Consider the following 19,636-nt stretch of genomic DNA (forward strand, 5'->3'; position numbering starts at 1 on the left):
GTCAGGGAAAACATGAATTATAGGACGATAGCGGCCAGCCGTCCCCACGCCGCGCGCAGGGGGATCGGGGCTTTATTGACTTGTGCGCGCTTTTTCCTGCTCGATCCAGTCCACCACGGGGCCGACGGCGTCCAGGCCGGACAGGCTTTTCGCCACGCCCAGGTTCAGTGAGATCAGGAAGGAAATGCTGTCAACGGGGATGTCCGGGCAGTGCTGGGCAAACGCGGCGAGGAAACGCTCCGATTGCAGCACGCGCAAGACTTTCTCGCCGCTCATGAATTGCAGCACACTGGCGATGCTGTGCCCGCCACCTATCGAGTGGTAGATAAAACGGTTGTACTTCGCGTCGATCTGCTTGAAATCGAGGGTTTCCTCCGTCATCAGGCCGGCCAGGTAGTACAGCCCCAGGCTGACGCGGAAGAAACCGATGGCTTCGGCACTGGTCATGCCGGCGCGGGCCACGGCCAGTACCTTGTCCTGCATTGCCTGATCGATCGTTTGCATTGCGCTCTCCCGCGCCGTCCGCGGCGCCCACCGGGCCAGCTTGCATGAAGATGCTGTTTTTTTCAATAGATCAAACGATATTTCCACCTTGCAAGTTACATTTTTTGCATGCTACTCTCGTTGTTCACCATTGAATGGATGATGCACATGATTGAGGTCAAACACCTGGCAAAACGTTTCCGCATGCCGCCCCACAAAGGCAAGGGCGTGCACGTCAGCGATCCGCGCGAACACGAGGGCTGGTTCCACGCCGTGCGCGACGTCAGTTTCAGCTGCGCCCCGGGCGAAGTGCTGGGCCTGCTGGGGCCGAATGGCGCCGGCAAGACGACTACTTTGCGCCTGCTGTCGACGGCCTTGCAGGCGGACGCGGGCAGCGCCCTCGTCAACGGCGTCGACGTGCTGCGCCAGCCGCTGGTGGCGCGCCAGAGCATCGGTTTCCTGTCCGGTTCGACGGGCTTGTACGGCCGCCTGACGGCGCGCGAGAACGTGGAATACTTTGGCCGCCTGCATGGCATGCCTGCCGACAAGCTGAAACGCCGCTGCGACGAACTGTTTGCCCTGCTGCAAATGGAAGAGTACGGCGGCAAACGGGCCGATCAGCTGTCGACGGGCATGAAACAGAAGTGCGCAATCGCCCGCACCGTCGTGCACGAGCCGCAGGTGGTGATCCTCGACGAGCCGACGACGGGCCTCGACGTGATGTCGGCCAAGATCCTGCTCGACTTCATCGCCAGCTACAAGGCGCTGCGCGTGCCGCTGATTTTTTCCACGCATCACCTGCACGAGGTGGAAAAGCTGTGCGACCGCGTCTGCATCATCAACCGCGGCACCACCGCCTTCAATGGCACGGTCAACGAACTGCGCCACCTGGGCGGCAGCGCGGACTTGTACGACGCCTTTGTCAGCGTCATCAACCAGGGAGCCTGAGCCATGTGGACCATTTATCTGAAAGAGTTGCTGGAACTCACACGCGACCGCAAGACGCTGATCTTCACCATCCTTATCCCCATCTTTGCCATGCCGCTGATCTTTGGCGGCTTCGCTTATGTTTCAAGCAATATGTTCAAGAACGCGAAAACGGCGGAAATGCGCTACGCGCTGTTCGGCAAGGACCATTCACCGGGCTTGAGCGCGCGTTTTGCGCAGCAGCACAACCTGCGCGAAGTGCCGCTGGCCAGCGAGGGCGACATCCGCCGTGCCATCGGCGACGACAGCATCAAGTTCGCCGTCGTCATCCCGCCCCGGTTTGAAGAGGCGCTGCAGCAACAGCAGCAAGCCAAGGTCACCCTGCATTACAACAGCGCCAGCACGGTCGACGTGACCCAGCAGCGGGTGCGCGAGATCGTCGAGGCCTACAACGCCAGCCTGCGCGAAAACGCGCTGTCGGCCCTGAACCTGAGCACGGCCCAGCTGGCCTTTGCCCTGCACCCCATCGTGCTCGACAAGCAATCGACGGCCAACGAGCGCGAGCAGATGGGCGCCATCGTCGGCGGCATGCTGCCATATCTGCTGCTGATGGTGTGCCTGACGGCGGCCATGTATCCGGCCATCGACCTGGGCGCGGGCGAAAAGGAACGGGGCACCCTGGAAACCCTGCTGCTGGCCCCCGTGCCGCGCAGCGCCATCGTGGTGGCCAAGTTCCTCGTGCTGTTTACCGTCGGCATGACCTCGGCCGTGCTGATGGTGGGCAGCATGGGCGCCCTGCTGGCCATCTTCGGCAGTTCGCTCGAGGGGAACATGGCCGTCATGGTGCGCAGCATCGGCTTGCCCGACCTGGCCATGGTGACCCTGATGCTGGTGCCGACGGCCGCCATCTTCGCCTCGCTGCTGCTGTCGATCTCGATCTACGCGAAAAGCTACAAGGAAGCGGCCGGCATGATCACGCCGCTGATGCTGTTCGTCATCCTGCCCACGGTGGCGGCCATGTTGCCCGGCGTCGAGCTGAACTGGATATGGGCCATGGTGCCGCTGACGAATGTGTCGCTGGCCATGAAGGAACTGGTCAAGGGCACCATGGATTACCGCATGTTCGGCGTGATCCTGGCCTCGACGACAGTGATCGCGGGCGCGCTGCTGATGCTGTGCCGCTGGTGGTTCAACCGCGAATCGGTGTTATTCCGGAATTAAGCACGCCAACGAGCTGGCGGCGGGGTGCCATCCACCCCGCCCAGCTGCACCCTGGGCACGCGAAAATGCCGTGTATCGCATGCAACTGCCCAGTACGTCTTAAATTCAATACAATGCCAGCATAGAGTAGCCCTGTCGCATCGGGCAGCAACGCATGAGTTAGGAGTTGTATGGAATTGCAGATCCGCAAATTGTCGAAGACCTACGCGAATGGCGTAGTGGCGCTGGACAACGTTTCGCTGACGATACCGCCGGGCATGTTCGGCTTGCTGGGCCCGAATGGCGCCGGCAAGTCGACCCTGATGCGCACCCTGGCCACCTTGCAGGAATGCGATTCCGGCTCGATCTTCTTCGGCGACTACGACGTGCTCGACGACAAGGACGAAATCCGCCGCATGCTCGGTTATCTGCCGCAAGACTTCGGCCTGTACCCGAAAGTGACGGCCTACGAGCTGCTCGACCATTTCGCCATGTTAAAAGGGCTGTCGCAGCGGGCGCGTCGGCGCGAAGTCGTCGACGGCTTGTTGCAGCAAACCAATCTGTTCGACGTGCGCCACCAGCGCCTGGGCGGCTTTTCCGGCGGCATGCGCCAGCGTTTCGGCATCGCGCAAGCCCTGCTGGGCGACCCGAAACTGATCATCGTCGACGAGCCGACGGCCGGCCTCGACCCGCAGGAGCGGGTGCGCTTCCACAACTTGCTGTCCGACATCGGCGAAGACAAGACGGTGATCCTGTCGACCCACATCGTGTCCGACGTGGCCGACCTGTGCGCCAACATGGCCATCATCAACAAGGGCCATTTGCTGCTGTGCGGCAAGACCCAGGAACTGATCGACGAAGTCAGCTGCAAGATCTGGGCGCGCTTTGTCGACAAGAAGGAGCTGGCCAGCTTCCAGCAGCGCCACGCCGTCATTTCCACGCGTTTGCTGTCGGGCCGTACCCTGATCCACGTCTACAGCGACGACGACCCGGGCGACGGCTTCGAGGAAGCCATCGGCGACCTGGAAGACCTGTATTTCGCCACCATTGCCGGGCGCCACCGCGTCGCCCAGCAGTGCGACTGAGGGGACGGCCATGTTTGCCATCGCCCGCTTTGAAGCGCGACAGCGGCTCAAGCTGCTGTCCACCTGGGTGTATTTCGCCATGTTCCTGGCGCTGGCCATGCTGTGGATGGCAGCCGCCGGCGGCGTCTTCAAGGAAGCGAGCATCAGTTTCGGCGGCAAGTTCCTGATCAACGCGCCGCGTTCGCTGGCGTTCACGTGCAGCCTGCTGGGCTGTTTCGGCGCCGTGGTGGTGGCCGCCATGATGGGCCGCTCGGTGCAGCAGGATTTCGAATACGGCATGCAGCATTTCTTCTTCAGCGCGCCGATCAAGAAATACCAGTACGTATTCGGCCGCTTCCTCGGCGCCTATCTGGTGCTGGCCGTGGTGTTTTCCAGCATCGTCATCGGTGCCTGGCTGGGCGCCTGGCTGCCCGGCATCGACCCGGAACGGCTGGGGCCGCAACGGGCGCTCGCCTACCTGATGCCGTATGTATTTACCCTGCTGCCGAACCTGTTCATCTTTGGCGCCATTTTCTTCGTCATCGCGGCACTCACGCGGCGCATGCTGCCCGTGTACATCAGCTCGGTAGTCATGCTGATCGGCTACCTGGTGGCGCCGTCGCTGGCGCGCGACCTCGACTACAAGACCCTGGCCGCCCTGATCGACCCCTTCGGCACCACGGCGCTGATACGCCTGACGGAATACTGGCCGAACGCGGAGCGCAACACGCGCCTGGTGACCCTGGAAGGCGTGTACCTGCTGAACCGCGCCATCTGGTCCGGCTTCGCCCTCGTGGCCTTGCTGCTCGGCTACTGGCGCTTCCAGTTCCACGCGACGACGGACGCGGGCGCCGCCAGGCGCCGCAGCGAGGGCGAGGCGCCGCAGCGCCTGTCGAACGCCTCGCTGTCCACGCAGGAAACGCCCGACTTCGCGCAGCGTAACCTGGCCGCCCTGCTTCTCAAGATGAGCTGGCTGAACCTGCGCGAAACCATCAAGAACATCTATTTTGTCGTCATCGTGCTGGCCGGCGTGCTGACCATGTATGCGGGCGCGCTGGACATGGGTTCCATGTACGGCACGAATACCTATCCCGTCACGGAAAAGGTGCTGGACATGGTCAGCGCCTCGTTCGCCCTGTTCATGCTGATCATTACCACCTTCTACGCGGGCGAGCTGGTGTGGCGCGAACGGGAAGCGGGCACGTATCAGATGCTCGACGCCCTGCCCGTGCCGAACTGGCTGCCCCTGCTGTCGAAGCTGCTGGCGCTGGTCGGCCTGCAAGCCTTGCTGAGCCTGGTCATCATGCTGTGCGGCATGTCGATCCAGGTCTTCAAGGGCTATTACCGCCTCGACCCCGGCCTGTACCTGGAATCGCTGTTCCTGTCGCACCTGCCCTACTATGCGCTCGTCGCCGTGCTGGCCATCTTCGTGCAGGTGCTGATCAATCAGAAATACCTCGCGTATTTCGCCATGATTCTGTACCACATCGCCAGCATCAGCTTTTCCTCGCTGGGCCTGGGCGACCCGCTGCTGCTGTACGGCAGCACGCCGGAAGTCGTGTATTCGGCCATGAACGGCGCCGGCCACTTTGTGTTGCGCGAGCGCTGGTACCTGCTGTACTGGAGCGGCGCGGCCGTCATGCTGACGGTGCTGTCGTTGCTGTTCTGGCCCCGCGGCGCGCAGGACAGCTGGCGCATCCGCCTGCGCCTGGCGCGCCACGGCCTCACGCATGGCGTGCTGGCCAGCTTTGCCGGCGGCGCCCTGATCTTCGTCGGTGCCGGCGGCGTGCTGTTCTACGTTTTCCACGTGGCCAACGATTACCAGTCCGAGTTTTCCCGCGATGCGGACCGCGCCAGCATCGAACGCCAGTACCGCAAGTTTGCCGCCACGCCGCAACCGAGAATCACCGACGTGAAACTCGACGTGGCCATCTACCCGGCGCAGCGCAGCCTCATCGTCACGGGCCGCTATCTGCTGCAAAACAAGACCAGCCTGCCGATCAGCCACATTTTTGTGCAGCAAGACCCGACCGCCACCATGCGCCTGCGTTTTGACGCGCGCGTGCATCCCGGCCTCGATGACGGCAAGCTGGGCTTTTACAGCTACCGCCTGGCCGCGCCGTTGGCGCCGGGCGCCACCCTGGGCCTCGATTTCGACGTCCGCTATGCGCCGCGCGGCATCTTCGGCCTGGGCCAGGACACGCCCGTGGTGGGTAACGGCACCTTCTTCACGAATGCCGTGCTGCCGCACATCGGCTACCAGCCGCAGCAGGAATTGACGGACCCGCGCGACCGCAAGAAACACGGTTTGCCGGCACGCGAACGGGCCTTGCCGCGCGACGATGCGAAGGGATTGGCCGACAACTACGTCAGCAACGATGCCGACCGCATCAACTTTGACGCCACCGTCAGCACGGTCGACGGCCAGACGGCCATCGCGCCGGGCATGCTGGACAACGACTGGATCGCCAAGGGCCGCCATTACTTCCATTACACGATGGACCAGCCCATCCTGAATTTCTACGCGTTCCAGTCGGCCCGCTACGCCGTCAAGCACGAGCGCTGGCAAGACGTGGCCATCGACGTGTATTACCAGCCGGGGCATGAATACAATCTCGATCGTTTCGTGCGCGGCAGCAAGGAAGCGCTCGATTACTACACGAAAAACTTCGGCCCCTACCAGCACAAGATCCTGCGCATCGTCGAATTCCCCCGCTACGCCACGTTCGCGCAGTCGTTCCCGAACACGATTCCGTACTCGGAAGGCCTCGGTTTCATCGCCAAGGTGGACGACAAGAATCCGAAAGACATCGACTATCCGTTCTACGTCACGGCGCACGAAGTCGCGCACCAGTGGTGGGCGCATCAGCTGGTGGGCGGCAACACGCGCGGCGCCACCGTGCTCAGTGAAACGCTGGCCGAATATTCGGCACTGATGGTGATGAAGAAAACCGTGGGGCCGGCCAAGATGCGCCGCTTCCTGCGCTATGACCTGAATCAATACCTGATGGGGCGCAGCGAAGAGCGCAAGAAGGAATTGCCGCTGGCCGAGAATGAAAACCAGGCCTACATCCACTACCACAAGGGTAGCCTGGCCATGTACTTGCTGCAAGATATCATCGGCGAAGACAAGATCAACGGCGTGCTGCGCGACCTGCTCAAGACCTATGGCCAGAAAGGCCCGCCGTATGCCAGCGTGACGGCGCTGATTGCCGGCTTGCGCCAGGTCACGCCGCCCGAGCAGGCTTATCTGATCGACGACCTGTTCGAGAAAATCGTGCTGTTCGACAACCGCGCCCTGTCAGCCACGGCCACCAAACGCAGCGATGGCAAGTACGCCGTCACCCTCAACGTGCAGGCGGGAAAATTGACGGCTGGCGAACAGGGAGAGGAACACGACGCGCCCCTGCACGACTGGATCGAGATCGGCGTCGACGATGCGAATGGCCATCCGCTGCTGCGCGAACGCCTGCGCATGACGGCCCGCGAGGCGAGCTACACCGTCATCGTCGGCAGCCGCCCCGGCAAGGCGGGCATCGATCCCGACAACAAGCTGATCGACCGCAAGCCGGACGACAATATGGTCACCGTCGAGCTCGAAGAGCCGTGACGAAAAATGGCCGCCCGTGCATTCAGGGCGGCCACTTCGATATTACAAGGGAATCAGGCTGCGGCGGAACGCGTCACCAGGCTCAGGCTGATGCCCATTTCCGTCAGGTGCTGCATGTCGGCCAGCGACAGGTCGAGCGGCGCATCGACCGTGTCGTCGCCGTTCAACTCCAGTTGCAGCTCGGCCACGATGCGCGGCATCGTGAACGTGACGCCGCGCGAGCGGCATTCGGCCAGGTAGCTGCGTATGCGCGAGGGCAACACTTGCGCTTTGGGCGCCTGCGCGATCAGCACTTCGAAGCCGGAATCGAGATGCACGCGATTCGCGCCCTTCGCCTCGCCCTTGCGCCATTGTCGTTCCGGATCGGTGGGCAAGACTTCGAGGATGGATTTGAGCGTGGGGTCGTCCCCATGCACCGACAGCTTCGCGATATTCATATTGCAAGACTTTCTAGTCAGATCAGACCGTCAAGTCTACGCATGGACGGCAAATATGTCCACAAGGCAATATTTGCAATATTTGATATCCAGCTCTAATTTGCGCTGCATCAACAACAGGCGGAACAGCATTGTTCCGCCTGCAACACTCACTACAGCGCCACGCCGCGCGCCTGCAAGGCGGCCCGCACGCCGGCACCGTAGGCGGCATCGGCCCGGTCGAAGTGGCCGAGTTGACGCTGCAAGGTTTCCGGCCGCACCTGGCTCAAGGGACCGGCCAGGTTGTCGAACAGGTTTTGCTTCGCCTGCGCGGACATCAGGCGGAACAGATTGCCGGCTTGCGTAAAGTCGTCTTCCACGCCGCGCCCATCGTAGCGCGCCGCGCCGCCATCGAGCGCCAGCGCTGGCTCGCCATGGCCCAGTCCTTGCGGCTGCGTGCCTGCCGCCGCCACGTTCGCGTAATTCTGTGCCGCGCCGCCATTACGGATCGCCATGCCGCCGTCGCGCTGCTGGTTGTGGAAGGGGCAGCGGGCCGCATTCACGGGCAGATGCTGGTGGTTCGTGCCGACCCGGTACAGCTGGGCGTCGTGGTAGGCGAACAATCGGCCTTGCAGCATCTTGTCCGGCGAGTAGCCCATGCCGGGCACGGCGTTGGCCGGCGAAAAGGCGGCCTGCTCGACTTCCGCATGGTAATTATCCGGGTTGCGGTTCAGCTCGAAAATACCGACCGGCAGCAGCGGGAAGTCCGCGTGCGGCCACACTTTCGTCAGGTCGAACGGGTTCCAGCCCGTGCGTTGTTCCCATGCATCGAGTTGCTCCTGCGTCGCCACCTGCAGCTTGACTTCCCACTGGGGGAAATCGCCGCGTGCGATGGCGCCGAACAGGTCGCGCTGGGCGTAGTCAGGGTCAGCGCCGGCCAGGCGGCCCGCTTCCGCGGCAGGCAGATTCTTGATGCCCTGGCGCGTCTTGAAGTGCCATTTCACGTACACGCGCTGGCCGTCGGCATTGATCAGGCTATACGTGTGGCTGCCGAAGCCATCCATGTGGCGGTAGCCGTCCGGCGTGCCCCGGTCCGAGAACAGCATGGTGACCTGGTGCAAGCTTTCCGGCGCATGGCTCCAGAAGTCGAACATCATTTCGGCCGATTTCAAATTGCTTTGCGGATCGCGCTTTTGCGTGTGGACGAAATCGGGGAACTTGATCGGGTCCTTGATGAAGAACATCGGCGTGTTGTTGCCAACCAAATCCCAGTTGCCTTCTTCCGTGTAGAAACGTACCGCGAAACCGCGCGGGTCGCGTTCCGTGTCTGCACTGCCGCGTTCACCTCCGACGGTGGAAAAGCGCGCAAAGGTCGCCGTCTGCTTGCCCACTTCGGCAAACAGCTTGGCCTTGGTGTAGCGCGTAATGTCGTGCGTGACGGTAAAGGTGCCGTAGGCGCCCGAACCTTTCGCGTGCACGACGCGCTCAGGGATGCGCTCGCGGTTGAAATGCTGGAGTTTTTCAATCAGGTGGAAGTCTTGCAGCAGCAGCGGGCCGCGGGGGCCGGCGCTGATGGAATTCTGGTTGTCGGCGACGGGGATGCCCGAGGCGGTACTGAATGGCGGCTGTTGGCTCATGGCTGCTTTTCCTTCGTTGTTGACTAATGGAACTAGTGTAACGAGGTCAACAACAAAGTAAAAGCCAATTGATTTTATCGAATCGATAGTTATTTACAATGCACACCCTTGCGCATCGCATACGCCACCGAGCTGCGCCTGCAACTTCGCGGGCTGGCCAAGGAAGCCGCCGATATCGATCACGGACAGCTTGCCGCTGCCATCGTCGAGCACGAACGTAGGAAAGCCCTGCCCGCCCACCTGCGCCAGCAAGGCGCGGCTGGCGTCGATATGCCGCTGCGTGGCGGCGCCCGCCTGCCGCGCATATTCGGCCTGGAAGGCCGCTCCGTCCATGCCCAGTTCTTGCGCCAAGGCCACGAGCACGGGCAGGTCGGCAATACGCAAGCCGTCCACGTAATGGGCACGCTGCACGCGCTGCAGCATGTCCAGGCCCTTGCAGGCCAAGGCTTCAGCCGCCAGAATGGCCGTGATCGGCGGTTCGGAATCCATCATGGCCGTCGTATCGTTCAGCAAGCCGTTAATATAAGCGTCGCCGAAGGGCTGGCCCGACATTTGCTCGATGCGCCGGTCATGCGGCAGCACATAGTCCCGCCACTCGGGCGTGATCTGGCGGCGATTGCTGCCCGTCATCATGCCGCCGCCGTGTAACGCCACCGTCAGGCCAGGCACGGCGCGCGCCGCCCCGACCAGCGGCGCGGCGCCGTAGCACCAGCCGCACAGCGGGTCGAAAATGTAGTGCAGTGTGGGCATGACTCTATCCTTTATAAAACTGAAACAGATGACTTGCAAAAACCGTAGCGAGCGGCGCTAGTTCTGGCAGAGAAGCGCAACTGTGCTAGAGCACAGTGAGCATCGCAGGCCGGAAATCGCGTCGCGCAGCAGGTTTTTACCATTTCATTTCGCCTTTGGCGACCTTGGCGCTGGTCTCCAGGGCGCCATCGAGGCCCAGCTTCGGATAGCGCATTTTCATCGCCTCGATCAGGGCGGCCGAATTGGCGGCCTTGGCCGTTTCCTCTTCAAACGTCACCAGGTAGTCGCGCGTAAAACCGATGCTGTCCGGCGTCAGGGGTGAACCGATCTTGAAGTGGCCAGGCACGACGGTGACGGGTTTCAGGGCGGCGATGCCATCGAGGGTCTTGAGCCAGTCCTGGCGCGATTGCGCGCTTTGCGTATCGGCCGTCCACACGTGCAAATTGCCAAACAGCACCACGCCGCCGACGACAGCCTTGATCGAGGGAATCCACACATAGGTGCGCGCTGGCGTCGGGCCGGCGATGTCCAGCGACTGGCCTTCCAGGGCGATGCGCTTGCCCGTCAACGCTTCGGGAATCACGATGCTTTTCGGTGCGTTGTCTTTCAGGATCGGGCCCCAGTAGGCGACCTTGGCGTCAGCCTTGCGGCGGATCTCGGCGACGGTTTCAGGCGTGGCGACGATTTTCGCCTGCGGGAACGCGGCCTTGATCACGTCGAGGCCAAAGTAAAAATCGGGATCGCTGTGGCTAATGTACACGGTCGTCAGTTTCTTGCCGCTGGCGCGGATCTTCTCCACCAGCTTTTGCGCTTCGGCGCGCGAAAACTGCGCATCGATCAGCACGGCGTCATGTTTGCCCGCGACCAGCACGGAAGCGACGGGGAAGATGGCCTCTTCGCCCGGGTTGAATACTTCCAGGCTCAGGGGAGCGCTGGCGGCGGCCGAGGCGGCGCCGGCGGCAAACACGGTGGAAACAAGAACGCTGCTGATGGTTTTGGAGAACATGATCTGCCTTCACAAGATGATTGGGATGACTGCATCTTACGTTGCTCAATCCGGCAGAAAAACCCGTTAAAGCGCAATAGTTTGTTGCTCAATTCGGATGAATTGACAACTGCCGCGCCAAGGCGTGCAGCCACTCCCCCGCCAGCGCGCCATCCCACACAAGCAGGATTTGTTCGCTGCAATCGACGCTGCCAGCCAGTTCGACCTGCAACAAATCGTGCGCGCGCACGGCGAAGTCGGGCAGGTAGGCCAGCGCCCGGCCGGACTGCACATAGCCCATCAGCAACTGCACATCGTCGCTCCAGTAGCGGATAGTGCGCCCGGCCACGCCGCGCCAGCCATCGGCATGGCGGCCACGCTCCTCGCCGCACAGCAAGGAGTGCGTCGGGCTGGCGAAGGCGTGCGGCAAGACGTCCTGCATGCCGCAGCGCACGGAGGCGCAGGCTGCCGGCACGCTGCGCGCCAGCACATGGCCGCGCCCGGCCGCCAGCAGCATGCGCATGCTGCCCAGCGCCGTGCTGTGCCAGGTGGCGGGCCAGTCGGCGCCGCGCCGGGCGATGGCGTCCTGCGTTACGAGTGCCGCATGGCAATCGCCACGCGCCAGGGCCTCCAGCGCCGCATCCTCGAAAGCCGGTTGCAAACGCACACTGGCCTGCGGATAGGCGTCCAGCGCCGCCGCCAGAGTGTCCGCGTGGCGCCACAGCAGCAAGGCGGGGCCGGCGATGCGGCCATCGATGGCGCCCCGCTCGCCCATCACGTCCAGGCACGCCTGTTCGGCCAGCGCCAGCAAGGTGCGCGCACGCTCGAGCAGCAAACGGCCGCTATCGTTGAGCAGCAATTGCTTGCCGCTCCGGTCAAACAGGGGCGCGCCCATGTCCCCCTCCAGACGGCGCAAGGCTTTCGACACGGCCGATGGCGTCAGGTGCAATTCCAGCGCCGCCGCGCCCAGGGTTGGCTGGCGCGCGGCGCTGCAAAACACGCGCAGGTCGGCAAGGCTCATGTTCATGATGTTTTCCAAACAGGACACAAAAAGTGAAAAATGGTTGCTGTACCATCCATGATATCGCCCCTATCATCGTTGCACTCCAACTCATCAATGAAACCCATGCTGCGCACTCTCTTCCTTTCTCTGTTCCTGCTCACCTCCAGCCTCGCCCACGCCGCGCCCCTGACCTGGGGCCTGCACGGCATGGTGCTGTTTGGCGGCAAGCAAGGGCTGTATGCCTCGCACCTGCCGATGTTCCATGCGCCGCACGATTACCAGGTGGTGCTGCAAATGCGGCTGGCCGACCCCGTCCTCGATGCGCGGCTGCGCCAGCGGCTCGATGGCCATACGGCGCTGTGGACCCTCGAACCGGAACACTTCGAGCTGGCGCGCTTGCTGCCGGCCGCGCCGCTGCCGCTGCGCCAGTTCCAGGCGACGGTGGTGCGCGGACACTTCGAGAAGGATGGAAAAGCCGAACCCGGCTACGGCGCTGCCGCCATCATCGTCGAGCGCGTCCTGCTGATGCGCCAGCTGTCGCCGGCCCCCGCCACGCACGCCAGCGCGCGCTACCTGCAGGTGGGCGACGGCACGCAGCGCTTCCTCGTCAAGCGTATCGACAGCCGCCCCGATTTCGAGCATATCGTCGCCTGGACCAGCCCCCAGGATGCGCCGCACGGCGACGTCGTCGTGGCGAAAACCGGCGTGCAGGAAACTCCTGCCGCCAGCTTGCAAGCGGCCTTGCGCGCACAACTGGGAAAAACGGCCCGCTTGCGCGGCACGGTGTACTTTTCCACCGAGGACGTGCGCTAAAACACCACGCCGGGCGGACGCGCATCCACGTGTCAAATGTGTCACAGCGTCATGATGGCGTCATATTGGGTTGTTATCTTGCCAGCTCTTTCAAACCTAGCCGGATGAACCACATGACACGCAGAAAAATTTCCGTCGCTGGCTGCAGCGTCGCCATCACCCTGATGCTGGCCGCCTGCGGCAGCGATGCAAAAAAAGAAGAGGTGGTGGCTGAAGCCCCGCCGAAAAACGTCATCTTCTTCCTCGGCGATGGCATGGGCCTGACCACCATGACGGCCGCGCGCATCTATTCGGTCGGCGAAGAAGGTTCGCTGACCATGGACACCCTGCCGGAAACGGCCTTCGTCAAGACGTTCTCGAACGACGCGCAAGTGACCGACAGCGCGCCATCGATGGCCGCCTACATGACCGGCGTCAAGATGAACAATGAAGTCATCTCGATGTCGGCCAACACGGTCGCCATCGATCCGGGCACGGATGCGAACGGCAACAAGCTGGCCAACAAATGCGGCACCGGCAACGGCACGCCCGCCACCACCTTGCTGGAACTGGCCAAGGCCAAGGGCTTTGCCGCCGGCGTCGTCAGCACGGCGCGCGTGACGCACGCCACGCCGGCCGCGACCTACTCGCACATCTGCCACCGCGACCTGGAAAACGATATCGCCGCGGCCCTGGTGCCTGGCGGCACGGGCTACAACAGCGCGCTGGGTACGGCCGGCCTGGACGTCGTCCTCGGCGGCGGCGCGCAATTCTTCAAGCCGTTCAAGGATGGCGGCAAGCGTTCCGATGGCCGCGACCTGCTGGCCGAGCTGAAAGCGAAAAGCTACACGGTCGCCAACACCGCCACCGACTTCAAGGCCGTCGATGCGGCCAAGACGGAGCGCCTGTTCGGCGTGTTCACGTCCAGCCACATGAGCTACGACCTGGACCGCGATGCAGCCAAGGAACCTAGCCTGGCGGAAATGACCACCAAGGCCATGGACGTGCTGGCCAAGAACAAGAAGGGTTATTTCCTGATGGTCGAAGGCGGCCGCATCGACCATGCGCTGCATGAAACGACGGCCAAGAAAGCGCTGCAAGACACCGTCGCGTTCGACAACGCCATCAAGGCCGCCATCGACAAAGCCAAGCTCACCGATCCGACCCTGGCCAATACCCTGATCGTCGTCACGGCAGACCATGACCACACCCTGGTGCTGAACGGCTACGCCAAGCGCACGGGCAAGACGGCGGCCGGCAACCCTGGCGTGCTGGGCGTGGTGAAGAACTACGTGACCGGCGCCGTCGAGAAAGACCTCGATGGCGCACCGTATTCGATCATCGGCTTCGGCAATGGCGAAAACCGCACGCAAGCTAGCCGCGCCGCCATGGCCAGCCTCGATGAAACCGTCACCAGCGCCAATACTTACCACCAGGAAGCGGTGATCCGCACGGCGGCCGGCAACGAAACCCACGGCGGCACCGACGTCTTCCTGGGCGCCATCGGCAAGGGTTCGGAAACCTTCCTGGGCACCATCGACAACACCAAAGTATTCGGCCTGGTCAAGACGGCCGGCGGTCTGTAATCCCCAAGAGACAAGAATTGGACAAGCTCATGAAACCCGCATTGAAATCCGCACTGAAACTCTCCTTGCTGACCACGCTCGTGGCCGCCAGCGTTGCCAACGGCGCCTACGCCGCCGACGCCAAGAACGTCATCTTCTTCCTCGGCGACGGCATGGGCCCGTCCGTCGTGACGGCGTCGCGCATCTACAAATACGGCGAAGACGGCAGCCTGACGATGGACACGCTGGAACGCACGGCGCGCATCAAGACGTTCTCGAACGATGCGCAAACGACGGACAGCGCACCATCGATGGCCGCCTACATGACCGGCGTCAAGATGAACAATGAAGTCATCTCGATGGCGCAGGAGACGATCGCCAAGGAACCGGGCCGCGACGCCAACGGCAACCTGGGCGTGGACAATTGCCCGGCCGGCGGCAAAAGCGTGCCGACCATCCTGGAACTGGCGAAAGCCAAGGGCAAGGCCGTGGGCGCCATCACCACCACGGAACTGACGCACGCCACGCCGGCGACGACGTTCTCGCACATCTGCAACCGCAATGCGCAATACGCGATCGCCGCCCAAGCGACGCCAGGCGGCGCGGGTTACAACGCGGCCCTGGGCGATGGCGTCGACGTGCTGATGGGTGGCGGCCGCAACCACTTCACGCCTTGGTCGACGAGCAACAAATACGGCCGCGCCGATGGCCGCAACCTGCTGACGGAATTTGCCGCCAAGGGCTACACCGTGGCCGCGACGAAAGCGGAAATGGCGGCGGCGCCGAGCGGCAAGAAATTCATCGGCCTGTACAGCACCCGCAGCCACCTGGAATATGAACTGGACCGCACGGCCACGCCACCGCTGGGCGAAGGCGCGACCCAGCCTAGCCTGTCGGAAATGACGCTGAAAGCCATCGACTTGCTGTCGAAAAACACGAACGGCTACTTCCTGATGGTCGAAGGCGGCCGCATCGATCACGCCTTGCACGGCATCAACGCCAAGCGCGCGCTGACGGATACCATCGCCTTCGACGATGCCGTCAAAGCCGCCATCGCGAAGATCAGGGAAACCGATCCGAAGCTGGAAAATACCCTGATCGTCGTCACGGCCGACCATGACCACACGCTGGCCTTCAACGGCTATGGCAAGCGCGGTAACAATATCCTCGACATCAACCGCGGCTACAAGGATAACCAGCCGAGCAAGGATGCCGATGGCAATACCTACACCACCCTGGTATTCGGCAATGGCCCGAACCGCCCTGCCCTGCGCAGCAACGTCGACAGCGCCACGGCCCTGAAAGACAACTACCTGCAAGAAACAGGCGTGCGTCTGGCCAGCGAAACCCACGGCGGCGGCGACGTCAAGCTGCTGGCCACGGGCGCCGGCGCGAAGACCTTCAAGGGCACCCTGGACAACACCAAGGTGTTTGACTTGCTGAAGGCAGCGTTCGGCTTCTGATCCACATCAACACGGTAACCCCACCGGGGCGGATGGCGTAGGCCCTCCGCCCCTCTGCACGTAAAGGCAACACCATGAAATCGTCCCTGATCGCCGTCCTCCTCGCCGCCGGCTTTGCCGCCAGCACCCACGCTGCCCCCACCGCCGCTGCTCCTGCCGACCTGGACCTGGGCATCACCTATTACAGCCGCGTCCTGACGCCGGAAGGCGTGACGCGCGAGAGCCGCTACGAAGAAAAGATGCTGCGCCGCCCCGGCCACGTGTGGGTCGAGCGCGTGCTGGCGCCGTCGACGGACGCGCATGCGGGCCACAAGCATGGCGAAAACACCAAAGTGGCGCTGAAGGCCACGCAGCATGAACACAAGCACTTCAATCCCGTGCTGATCCCGCGCCACGTGATGCTGGAAAAGAATACCGTGCGCGTGGAATACATCGACGCGCATGACAAGATCGTCGTTTCCATCCCGAAAGCCGAATACGAAAACGTCAATTTCGACGGCTCCTGGGAAAACAGTTTTTACCTGCTGGACCCGAAACTGGTGGCCGCCATGCCGCTGTCGAAACAGGCATCGACCGTGACGGGCGCGCGCTGGCGCGAAGTGGAAAAGAATGGCGTGTTCCAGCGCATCCTGTGGGATGAGCAAAAGCAGATTCCGCTGATCATCGAAAGCGGCGACCGCGCAAATACCTTCTACCGCCGGGTCGACGTCAAGCTGCAGCCAACGGTCAGCAAGGCGCAGCCGTGGGCGAATTTGCAGAACTACGCGCAGCGCGAGTATTCCGACTACCTCGACTAAGCGTCAGACTAACGCCAAGAAAATCGGGACGTAAAAAAAGCCAGGGACATCCCTGGCTTTTGTTTGGCTGGCGCCCGATTACTCGGCCGCTGCCGCTTTCTTCGCCGGCACCTTCTTGGCGGCCGGCTTTTTCACGGCCGCAGCTTTCTTCGCTGGCGCCTTTTTGACGGCTGCCGCTTTCTTGACGGCCGTTTTCTTCGCTGGCGCCGCGCCTTCTTCGCCTTCGACCTCGGCGGCTGCCGCCTTCGTCTTGGCACCCGGCTTGGCCTTGCGCTCTTCAAACTCGAAGCTCACCTTGCCATCCTTGCCGCGCACGAGGAAAGCCTTGAACGGACGACGCGTGCGCTGGGAAACAAAGCCCGGCAGCAAGTCCGTCTTGCCATCGTTAAGCAGTTTTGCCATTTGTTCCGGCAAGATTTCCTGCTGCAAGATGATGCGCCCGCTGCGGAAGTCGCACGTCTTCGGCTTGGCCACGCTGTGTTCGCACACATAGGCCAGGCCCATTTCGTACACGCCGGCGTTGCACTTGGGACACGGTCCCACGGGCGTCTGGCCCGTGAAATCGACACCTTCGCCATCTTCGCTCTCGTCGTTCTGGCCGAAATCGAATTCCAGCTTGAAATTCTTGATCTCTTCATCGCGCACGATGCGCAGGATCGCGGCGAACGGACGGCCCATCTTCGAACGGAAGCCTTGCAGCGGGCCGATGGTGCGGTCCTTCAGCAATTGCTCCACTTCGGCGATTTCGAACTGGCGCGAACCCGGCGTCTTGCTCATCGAGAATTCGCACTTGGTGCAGGCGAAACGACGGTAGTTTTCCTTCACCACGCCGCCGCAATTCGGGCATGGCGTTTCCAGGGTCGCGTAGTCGCCGGGGATCGTGTCGTTGTCGTATTCCTTGGCGCGCTTGACGATGATTTGCGTCATCTGCGCGATTTCACGCATGAATTCTTCACGCGAAATCTTGCCTTTTTCCATCTGCGACAGCTTGTATTCCCACTCGCCCGTCAGCTCCGGCGCCGTCAATTCATTGACGCCCAGGCCTTTCAACAAGGTCATCAGCTGCGACGCCTTGGCCGTCGGAATCAGTTCGCGGCCTTCGCGGATCAGATAGCGTTCCGTCAGCAAGCCCTCGATGGTGGCCGCGCGCGTCGCTGGCGTACCGAGGCCCTTGCCGGCCATCGCGTCGCGCAGCTCGTCGTCGTCGATCAGCTTGCCGGCGCCTTCCATGGCCGACAGCAACGTCGCTTCAGTGAAGCGCGCAGGCGGTTTCGTCACCAGGCCGTTGGCGCTGACGCTTTCCGTCTGCACTTTCTCGCCCTTGGCCACAGGCACCAGGTTGCCGTTGCCATTGCTTTCCTTGTCGGCGTCCGTCGATGCTTCCTTGCCATAGATGGCCAGCCAGCCCGGATTGGTCATGACCTTGCCTTCAGTCTTGAACTGATGGCCGGACACTTCCGTGTAGCGCGTGGTGACCTGGAATTCCGCAGGCGGGAAGAACACGGCCATGAAACGGCGCGTGACGAGGTCGTACAGCTTCTGTTCCGGCTCGGACAAATTCTTTGGCGCGATCGTCGTCGGGATGATCGCGAAGTGATCCGAGATCTTCGTGTTGTCGAAGATGCGCTTGTTCGGCTTGACCCAGCCCTTGTCGATGATCTGCTTGGCGAACTGGTGGTAGTTGCTGTTTTCCTTGACCGTTTCCAGCGCCTGCAGCACGGTCGGCATGTAGTCTTCCGGCAGGTGGCGCGAATCGGTACGCGGATACGTCAGCACCTTGTGCTTTTCGTACAGCGCCTGGGCCAGGCCCAGGGTATTCTTGGCGGAGAAGCCGAAACGCGAGTTCGCTTCGCGCTGCAGGCTGGTCAGGTCGAACAGGCCCGGCGCCATCGAGGTGGTCGGTTTCGACTCTTCCGTGACGATGCCTTGGCGGCCGCGGCAGGCGGTGGCGATCGAGTCGGCAGCCGTCTTGCTCCACAGGCGCTCGGCGCGCTTCTCGGGGTCGTTCTCGTCCTTCTTGAACTTCGTGTCGAGCCAGCGGCCTTCATAGATACCGGCCGCACACACGAATTCGGCGCGCACTTCCCAGAAGTCGCGCGGCACGAATTTCTTGATCTTGTCTTCGCGTTCGACGACGATGGACAGGGTCGGCGTTTGCACGCGGCCCACGGTCGTCAGGTAGAAGCCGCCTTCTTTCGAATTGAACGCCGTCATGGCGCGCGTGCCATTGATACCGATCAGCCAATCGGCTTCCGAACGGCAGCGGGCAGCATCGGCCAGCGGCAGCATTTCTTCGTCGCTGCGCAGGTGCGAGAAACCGTCGCGGATGGCGCCCGGCGTCATCGACTGCAGCCACAAACGCTTGACCGGTTGCTTGGCTTTCGCGTTTTGCGCGATCAGGCGGAAAATCAGCTCGCCTTCGCGCCCCGCATCGCATGCGTTGATGAGGGTGGTGACGTCTTTGCGTTTGATCAGCTTGTTTAATACTTTGAGGCGCGCTTCCGTCTTGGCGATCGGGTTCAGCGCGAAATACGGTGGAATCATCGGCAAGTGCGCGAAACTCCATTTGCCGCGCTTCACGTCGAATTCTTCCGGTACAGCGATCTCCAGCAAGTGGCCGACCGCCGACGACAGGACGTATTCATCCGATTCAAAGTACTCATCGTGCTTGGTAAAGCCGCCAAGCGTCTTCGCGATATCGTTCGCGACAGAAGGCTTCTCGGCGATGATGAGGGTTTTTGTCATATTTTTTAGTCTCGAAAAATGCTCTAGGATAGTTTCAGCATGCGCATCATACAGTGCATTGCCAGGCGCCGACGCTTTTGTCTGCGCAAGGCACAGTGACTTGTGGTCTTGTCAAGCGGCCAATGATAAGCGCCTATTGAAGAATTCGGCAAGTTATCTGCAAGCAAGAATGCGCAGGCGCAAACACAATGGCCTGGCG

General features: G+C 62.3%; 15 protein-coding genes. 8 read left to right on the top strand and 7 right to left on the bottom strand.

Annotation, left to right across the window (positions count from 1 at the left end; genetic code table 11):
- Positions 1-72: 72 nt before the first annotated feature.
- Positions 73-504: a hypothetical protein gene (locus ACQ4WO_RS22485; protein WP_139091743.1), complete on the bottom strand. Its 432-nt coding sequence runs from the start codon at positions 502-504 to the stop codon at positions 73-75.
- Positions 505-651: 147 nt separating this feature from the next.
- Here ACQ4WO_RS22485 and ACQ4WO_RS22490 point away from each other — a divergent pair, with 147 nt between their 5' ends.
- The 4 genes from ACQ4WO_RS22490 (at position 652) to ACQ4WO_RS22505 (ending at position 7,284) form a co-directional block, all read left to right on the top strand.
- Positions 652-1,431, top strand: a complete 780-nt coding sequence (locus ACQ4WO_RS22490) for an ABC transporter ATP-binding protein (RefSeq protein ID WP_436483310.1) — start codon at positions 652-654, stop codon at positions 1,429-1,431.
- A gap of 3 nt (positions 1,432-1,434) precedes the next feature.
- Complete coding sequence (locus ACQ4WO_RS22495) at positions 1,435-2,631, top strand: ABC transporter permease (protein WP_436483311.1); 1,197 nt, start codon at positions 1,435-1,437, stop codon at positions 2,629-2,631.
- A gap of 170 nt (positions 2,632-2,801) precedes the next feature.
- On the top strand, positions 2,802-3,695 hold the full coding sequence (locus tag ACQ4WO_RS22500) for an ABC transporter ATP-binding protein (protein WP_034749256.1): 894 nt from the start codon (positions 2,802-2,804) through the stop codon (positions 3,693-3,695).
- A 10-nt stretch (positions 3,696-3,705) separates the two neighbouring features.
- On the top strand, positions 3,706-7,284 hold the full coding sequence (locus ACQ4WO_RS22505) for an ABC transporter permease/M1 family aminopeptidase (RefSeq protein WP_436483312.1): 3,579 nt from the start codon (positions 3,706-3,708) through the stop codon (positions 7,282-7,284).
- A 53-nt stretch (positions 7,285-7,337) separates the two neighbouring features.
- Here the strand turns inward: ACQ4WO_RS22505 and ACQ4WO_RS22510 are convergent, their stop codons facing one another.
- From ACQ4WO_RS22510 to ACQ4WO_RS22530, 5 genes are all read right to left on the bottom strand, one after another.
- Positions 7,338-7,721, bottom strand: coding sequence for a hypothetical protein (locus ACQ4WO_RS22510; RefSeq protein ID WP_128141263.1), 384 nt, complete (start codon positions 7,719-7,721; stop codon positions 7,338-7,340).
- A gap of 152 nt (positions 7,722-7,873) precedes the next feature.
- Complete coding sequence (locus tag ACQ4WO_RS22515; protein ID WP_436483313.1) at positions 7,874-9,337, bottom strand: catalase; 1,464 nt, start codon at positions 9,335-9,337, stop codon at positions 7,874-7,876.
- A 93-nt stretch (positions 9,338-9,430) separates the two neighbouring features.
- Positions 9,431-10,087: a DsbA family protein gene (locus tag ACQ4WO_RS22520; RefSeq protein WP_436483314.1), complete on the bottom strand. Its 657-nt coding sequence runs from the start codon at positions 10,085-10,087 to the stop codon at positions 9,431-9,433.
- A gap of 136 nt (positions 10,088-10,223) precedes the next feature.
- A complete protein-coding gene (locus tag ACQ4WO_RS22525; RefSeq protein WP_436483315.1) occupies positions 10,224-11,093 on the bottom strand; it encodes an MBL fold metallo-hydrolase in 870 nt (289 codons plus the stop codon).
- An 88-nt stretch (positions 11,094-11,181) separates the two neighbouring features.
- Positions 11,182-12,099 carry a LysR family transcriptional regulator gene (locus ACQ4WO_RS22530; protein ID WP_436483316.1) on the bottom strand — a complete coding sequence of 306 codons (918 nt, stop codon included), beginning with the start codon at positions 12,097-12,099 and terminating at the stop codon, positions 11,182-11,184.
- A 99-nt stretch (positions 12,100-12,198) separates the two neighbouring features.
- Here ACQ4WO_RS22530 and ACQ4WO_RS22535 point away from each other — a divergent pair, with 99 nt between their 5' ends.
- The 4 genes from ACQ4WO_RS22535 to ACQ4WO_RS22550 all read left to right on the top strand — a co-directional run bounded on the left by ACQ4WO_RS22535 (position 12,199) and on the right by ACQ4WO_RS22550 (position 16,692).
- Positions 12,199-12,888 carry a hypothetical protein gene (locus ACQ4WO_RS22535; protein ID WP_436483317.1) on the top strand — a complete coding sequence of 230 codons (690 nt, stop codon included), beginning with the start codon at positions 12,199-12,201 and terminating at the stop codon, positions 12,886-12,888.
- A 113-nt stretch (positions 12,889-13,001) separates the two neighbouring features.
- Entirely contained in the window at positions 13,002-14,453 is a 1,452-nt protein-coding gene (locus tag ACQ4WO_RS22540) for an alkaline phosphatase (RefSeq protein WP_436483318.1), read from the top strand.
- A 29-nt stretch (positions 14,454-14,482) separates the two neighbouring features.
- The gene (locus ACQ4WO_RS22545; protein WP_436483319.1) at positions 14,483-15,895 is read left to right on the top strand and encodes an alkaline phosphatase; all 1,413 of its coding nucleotides are present in this window, start codon (positions 14,483-14,485) and stop codon (positions 15,893-15,895) included.
- A 74-nt stretch (positions 15,896-15,969) separates the two neighbouring features.
- A complete protein-coding gene (locus ACQ4WO_RS22550; RefSeq protein WP_436483320.1) occupies positions 15,970-16,692 on the top strand; it encodes a hypothetical protein in 723 nt (240 codons plus the stop codon).
- Positions 16,693-16,770: 78 nt separating this feature from the next.
- Here the strand turns inward: ACQ4WO_RS22550 and ACQ4WO_RS22555 are convergent, their stop codons facing one another.
- Entirely contained in the window at positions 16,771-19,437 is a 2,667-nt protein-coding gene (locus tag ACQ4WO_RS22555; RefSeq protein ID WP_436483321.1) for a DNA topoisomerase III, read from the bottom strand.
- Positions 19,438-19,636: the final 199 nt, after the last annotated feature.

The organism is Janthinobacterium aestuarii, assembly GCF_051380835.1.
Taxonomy (GTDB): Bacteria; Pseudomonadota; Gammaproteobacteria; order Burkholderiales; family Burkholderiaceae_D; genus Janthinobacterium; species Janthinobacterium aestuarii.

Bases quoted from the DNA above. Each gene is read 5' to 3' on its own strand.
- ACQ4WO_RS22485 (WP_139091743.1), bottom strand. From the start codon at position 504: ATGCAAACGATCGATCAGGCAATGCAGGACAAGGTACTGGCCGTGGCC.
- ACQ4WO_RS22490 (WP_436483310.1), top strand. From the start codon at position 652: ATGATTGAGGTCAAACACCTGGCAAAACGTTTCCGCATGCCGCCCCAC.
- ACQ4WO_RS22495 (WP_436483311.1), top strand. From the start codon at position 1,435: ATGTGGACCATTTATCTGAAAGAGTTGCTGGAACTCACACGCGACCGC.
- ACQ4WO_RS22500 (WP_034749256.1), top strand. From the start codon at position 2,802: ATGGAATTGCAGATCCGCAAATTGTCGAAGACCTACGCGAATGGCGTA.
- ACQ4WO_RS22505 (WP_436483312.1), top strand. From the start codon at position 3,706: ATGTTTGCCATCGCCCGCTTTGAAGCGCGACAGCGGCTCAAGCTGCTG.
- ACQ4WO_RS22510 (WP_128141263.1), bottom strand. From the start codon at position 7,721: ATGAATATCGCGAAGCTGTCGGTGCATGGGGACGACCCCACGCTCAAA.
- ACQ4WO_RS22515 (WP_436483313.1), bottom strand. From the start codon at position 9,337: ATGAGCCAACAGCCGCCATTCAGTACCGCCTCGGGCATCCCCGTCGCC.
- ACQ4WO_RS22520 (WP_436483314.1), bottom strand. From the start codon at position 10,087: ATGCCCACACTGCACTACATTTTCGACCCGCTGTGCGGCTGGTGCTAC.
- ACQ4WO_RS22525 (WP_436483315.1), bottom strand. From the start codon at position 11,093: ATGTTCTCCAAAACCATCAGCAGCGTTCTTGTTTCCACCGTGTTTGCC.
- ACQ4WO_RS22530 (WP_436483316.1), bottom strand. From the start codon at position 12,099: ATGAACATGAGCCTTGCCGACCTGCGCGTGTTTTGCAGCGCCGCGCGC.
- ACQ4WO_RS22535 (WP_436483317.1), top strand. From the start codon at position 12,199: ATGCTGCGCACTCTCTTCCTTTCTCTGTTCCTGCTCACCTCCAGCCTC.
- ACQ4WO_RS22540 (WP_436483318.1), top strand. From the start codon at position 13,002: ATGACACGCAGAAAAATTTCCGTCGCTGGCTGCAGCGTCGCCATCACC.
- ACQ4WO_RS22545 (WP_436483319.1), top strand. From the start codon at position 14,483: ATGAAACCCGCATTGAAATCCGCACTGAAACTCTCCTTGCTGACCACG.
- ACQ4WO_RS22550 (WP_436483320.1), top strand. From the start codon at position 15,970: ATGAAATCGTCCCTGATCGCCGTCCTCCTCGCCGCCGGCTTTGCCGCC.
- ACQ4WO_RS22555 (WP_436483321.1), bottom strand. From the start codon at position 19,437: ATGACAAAAACCCTCATCATCGCCGAGAAGCCTTCTGTCGCGAACGAT.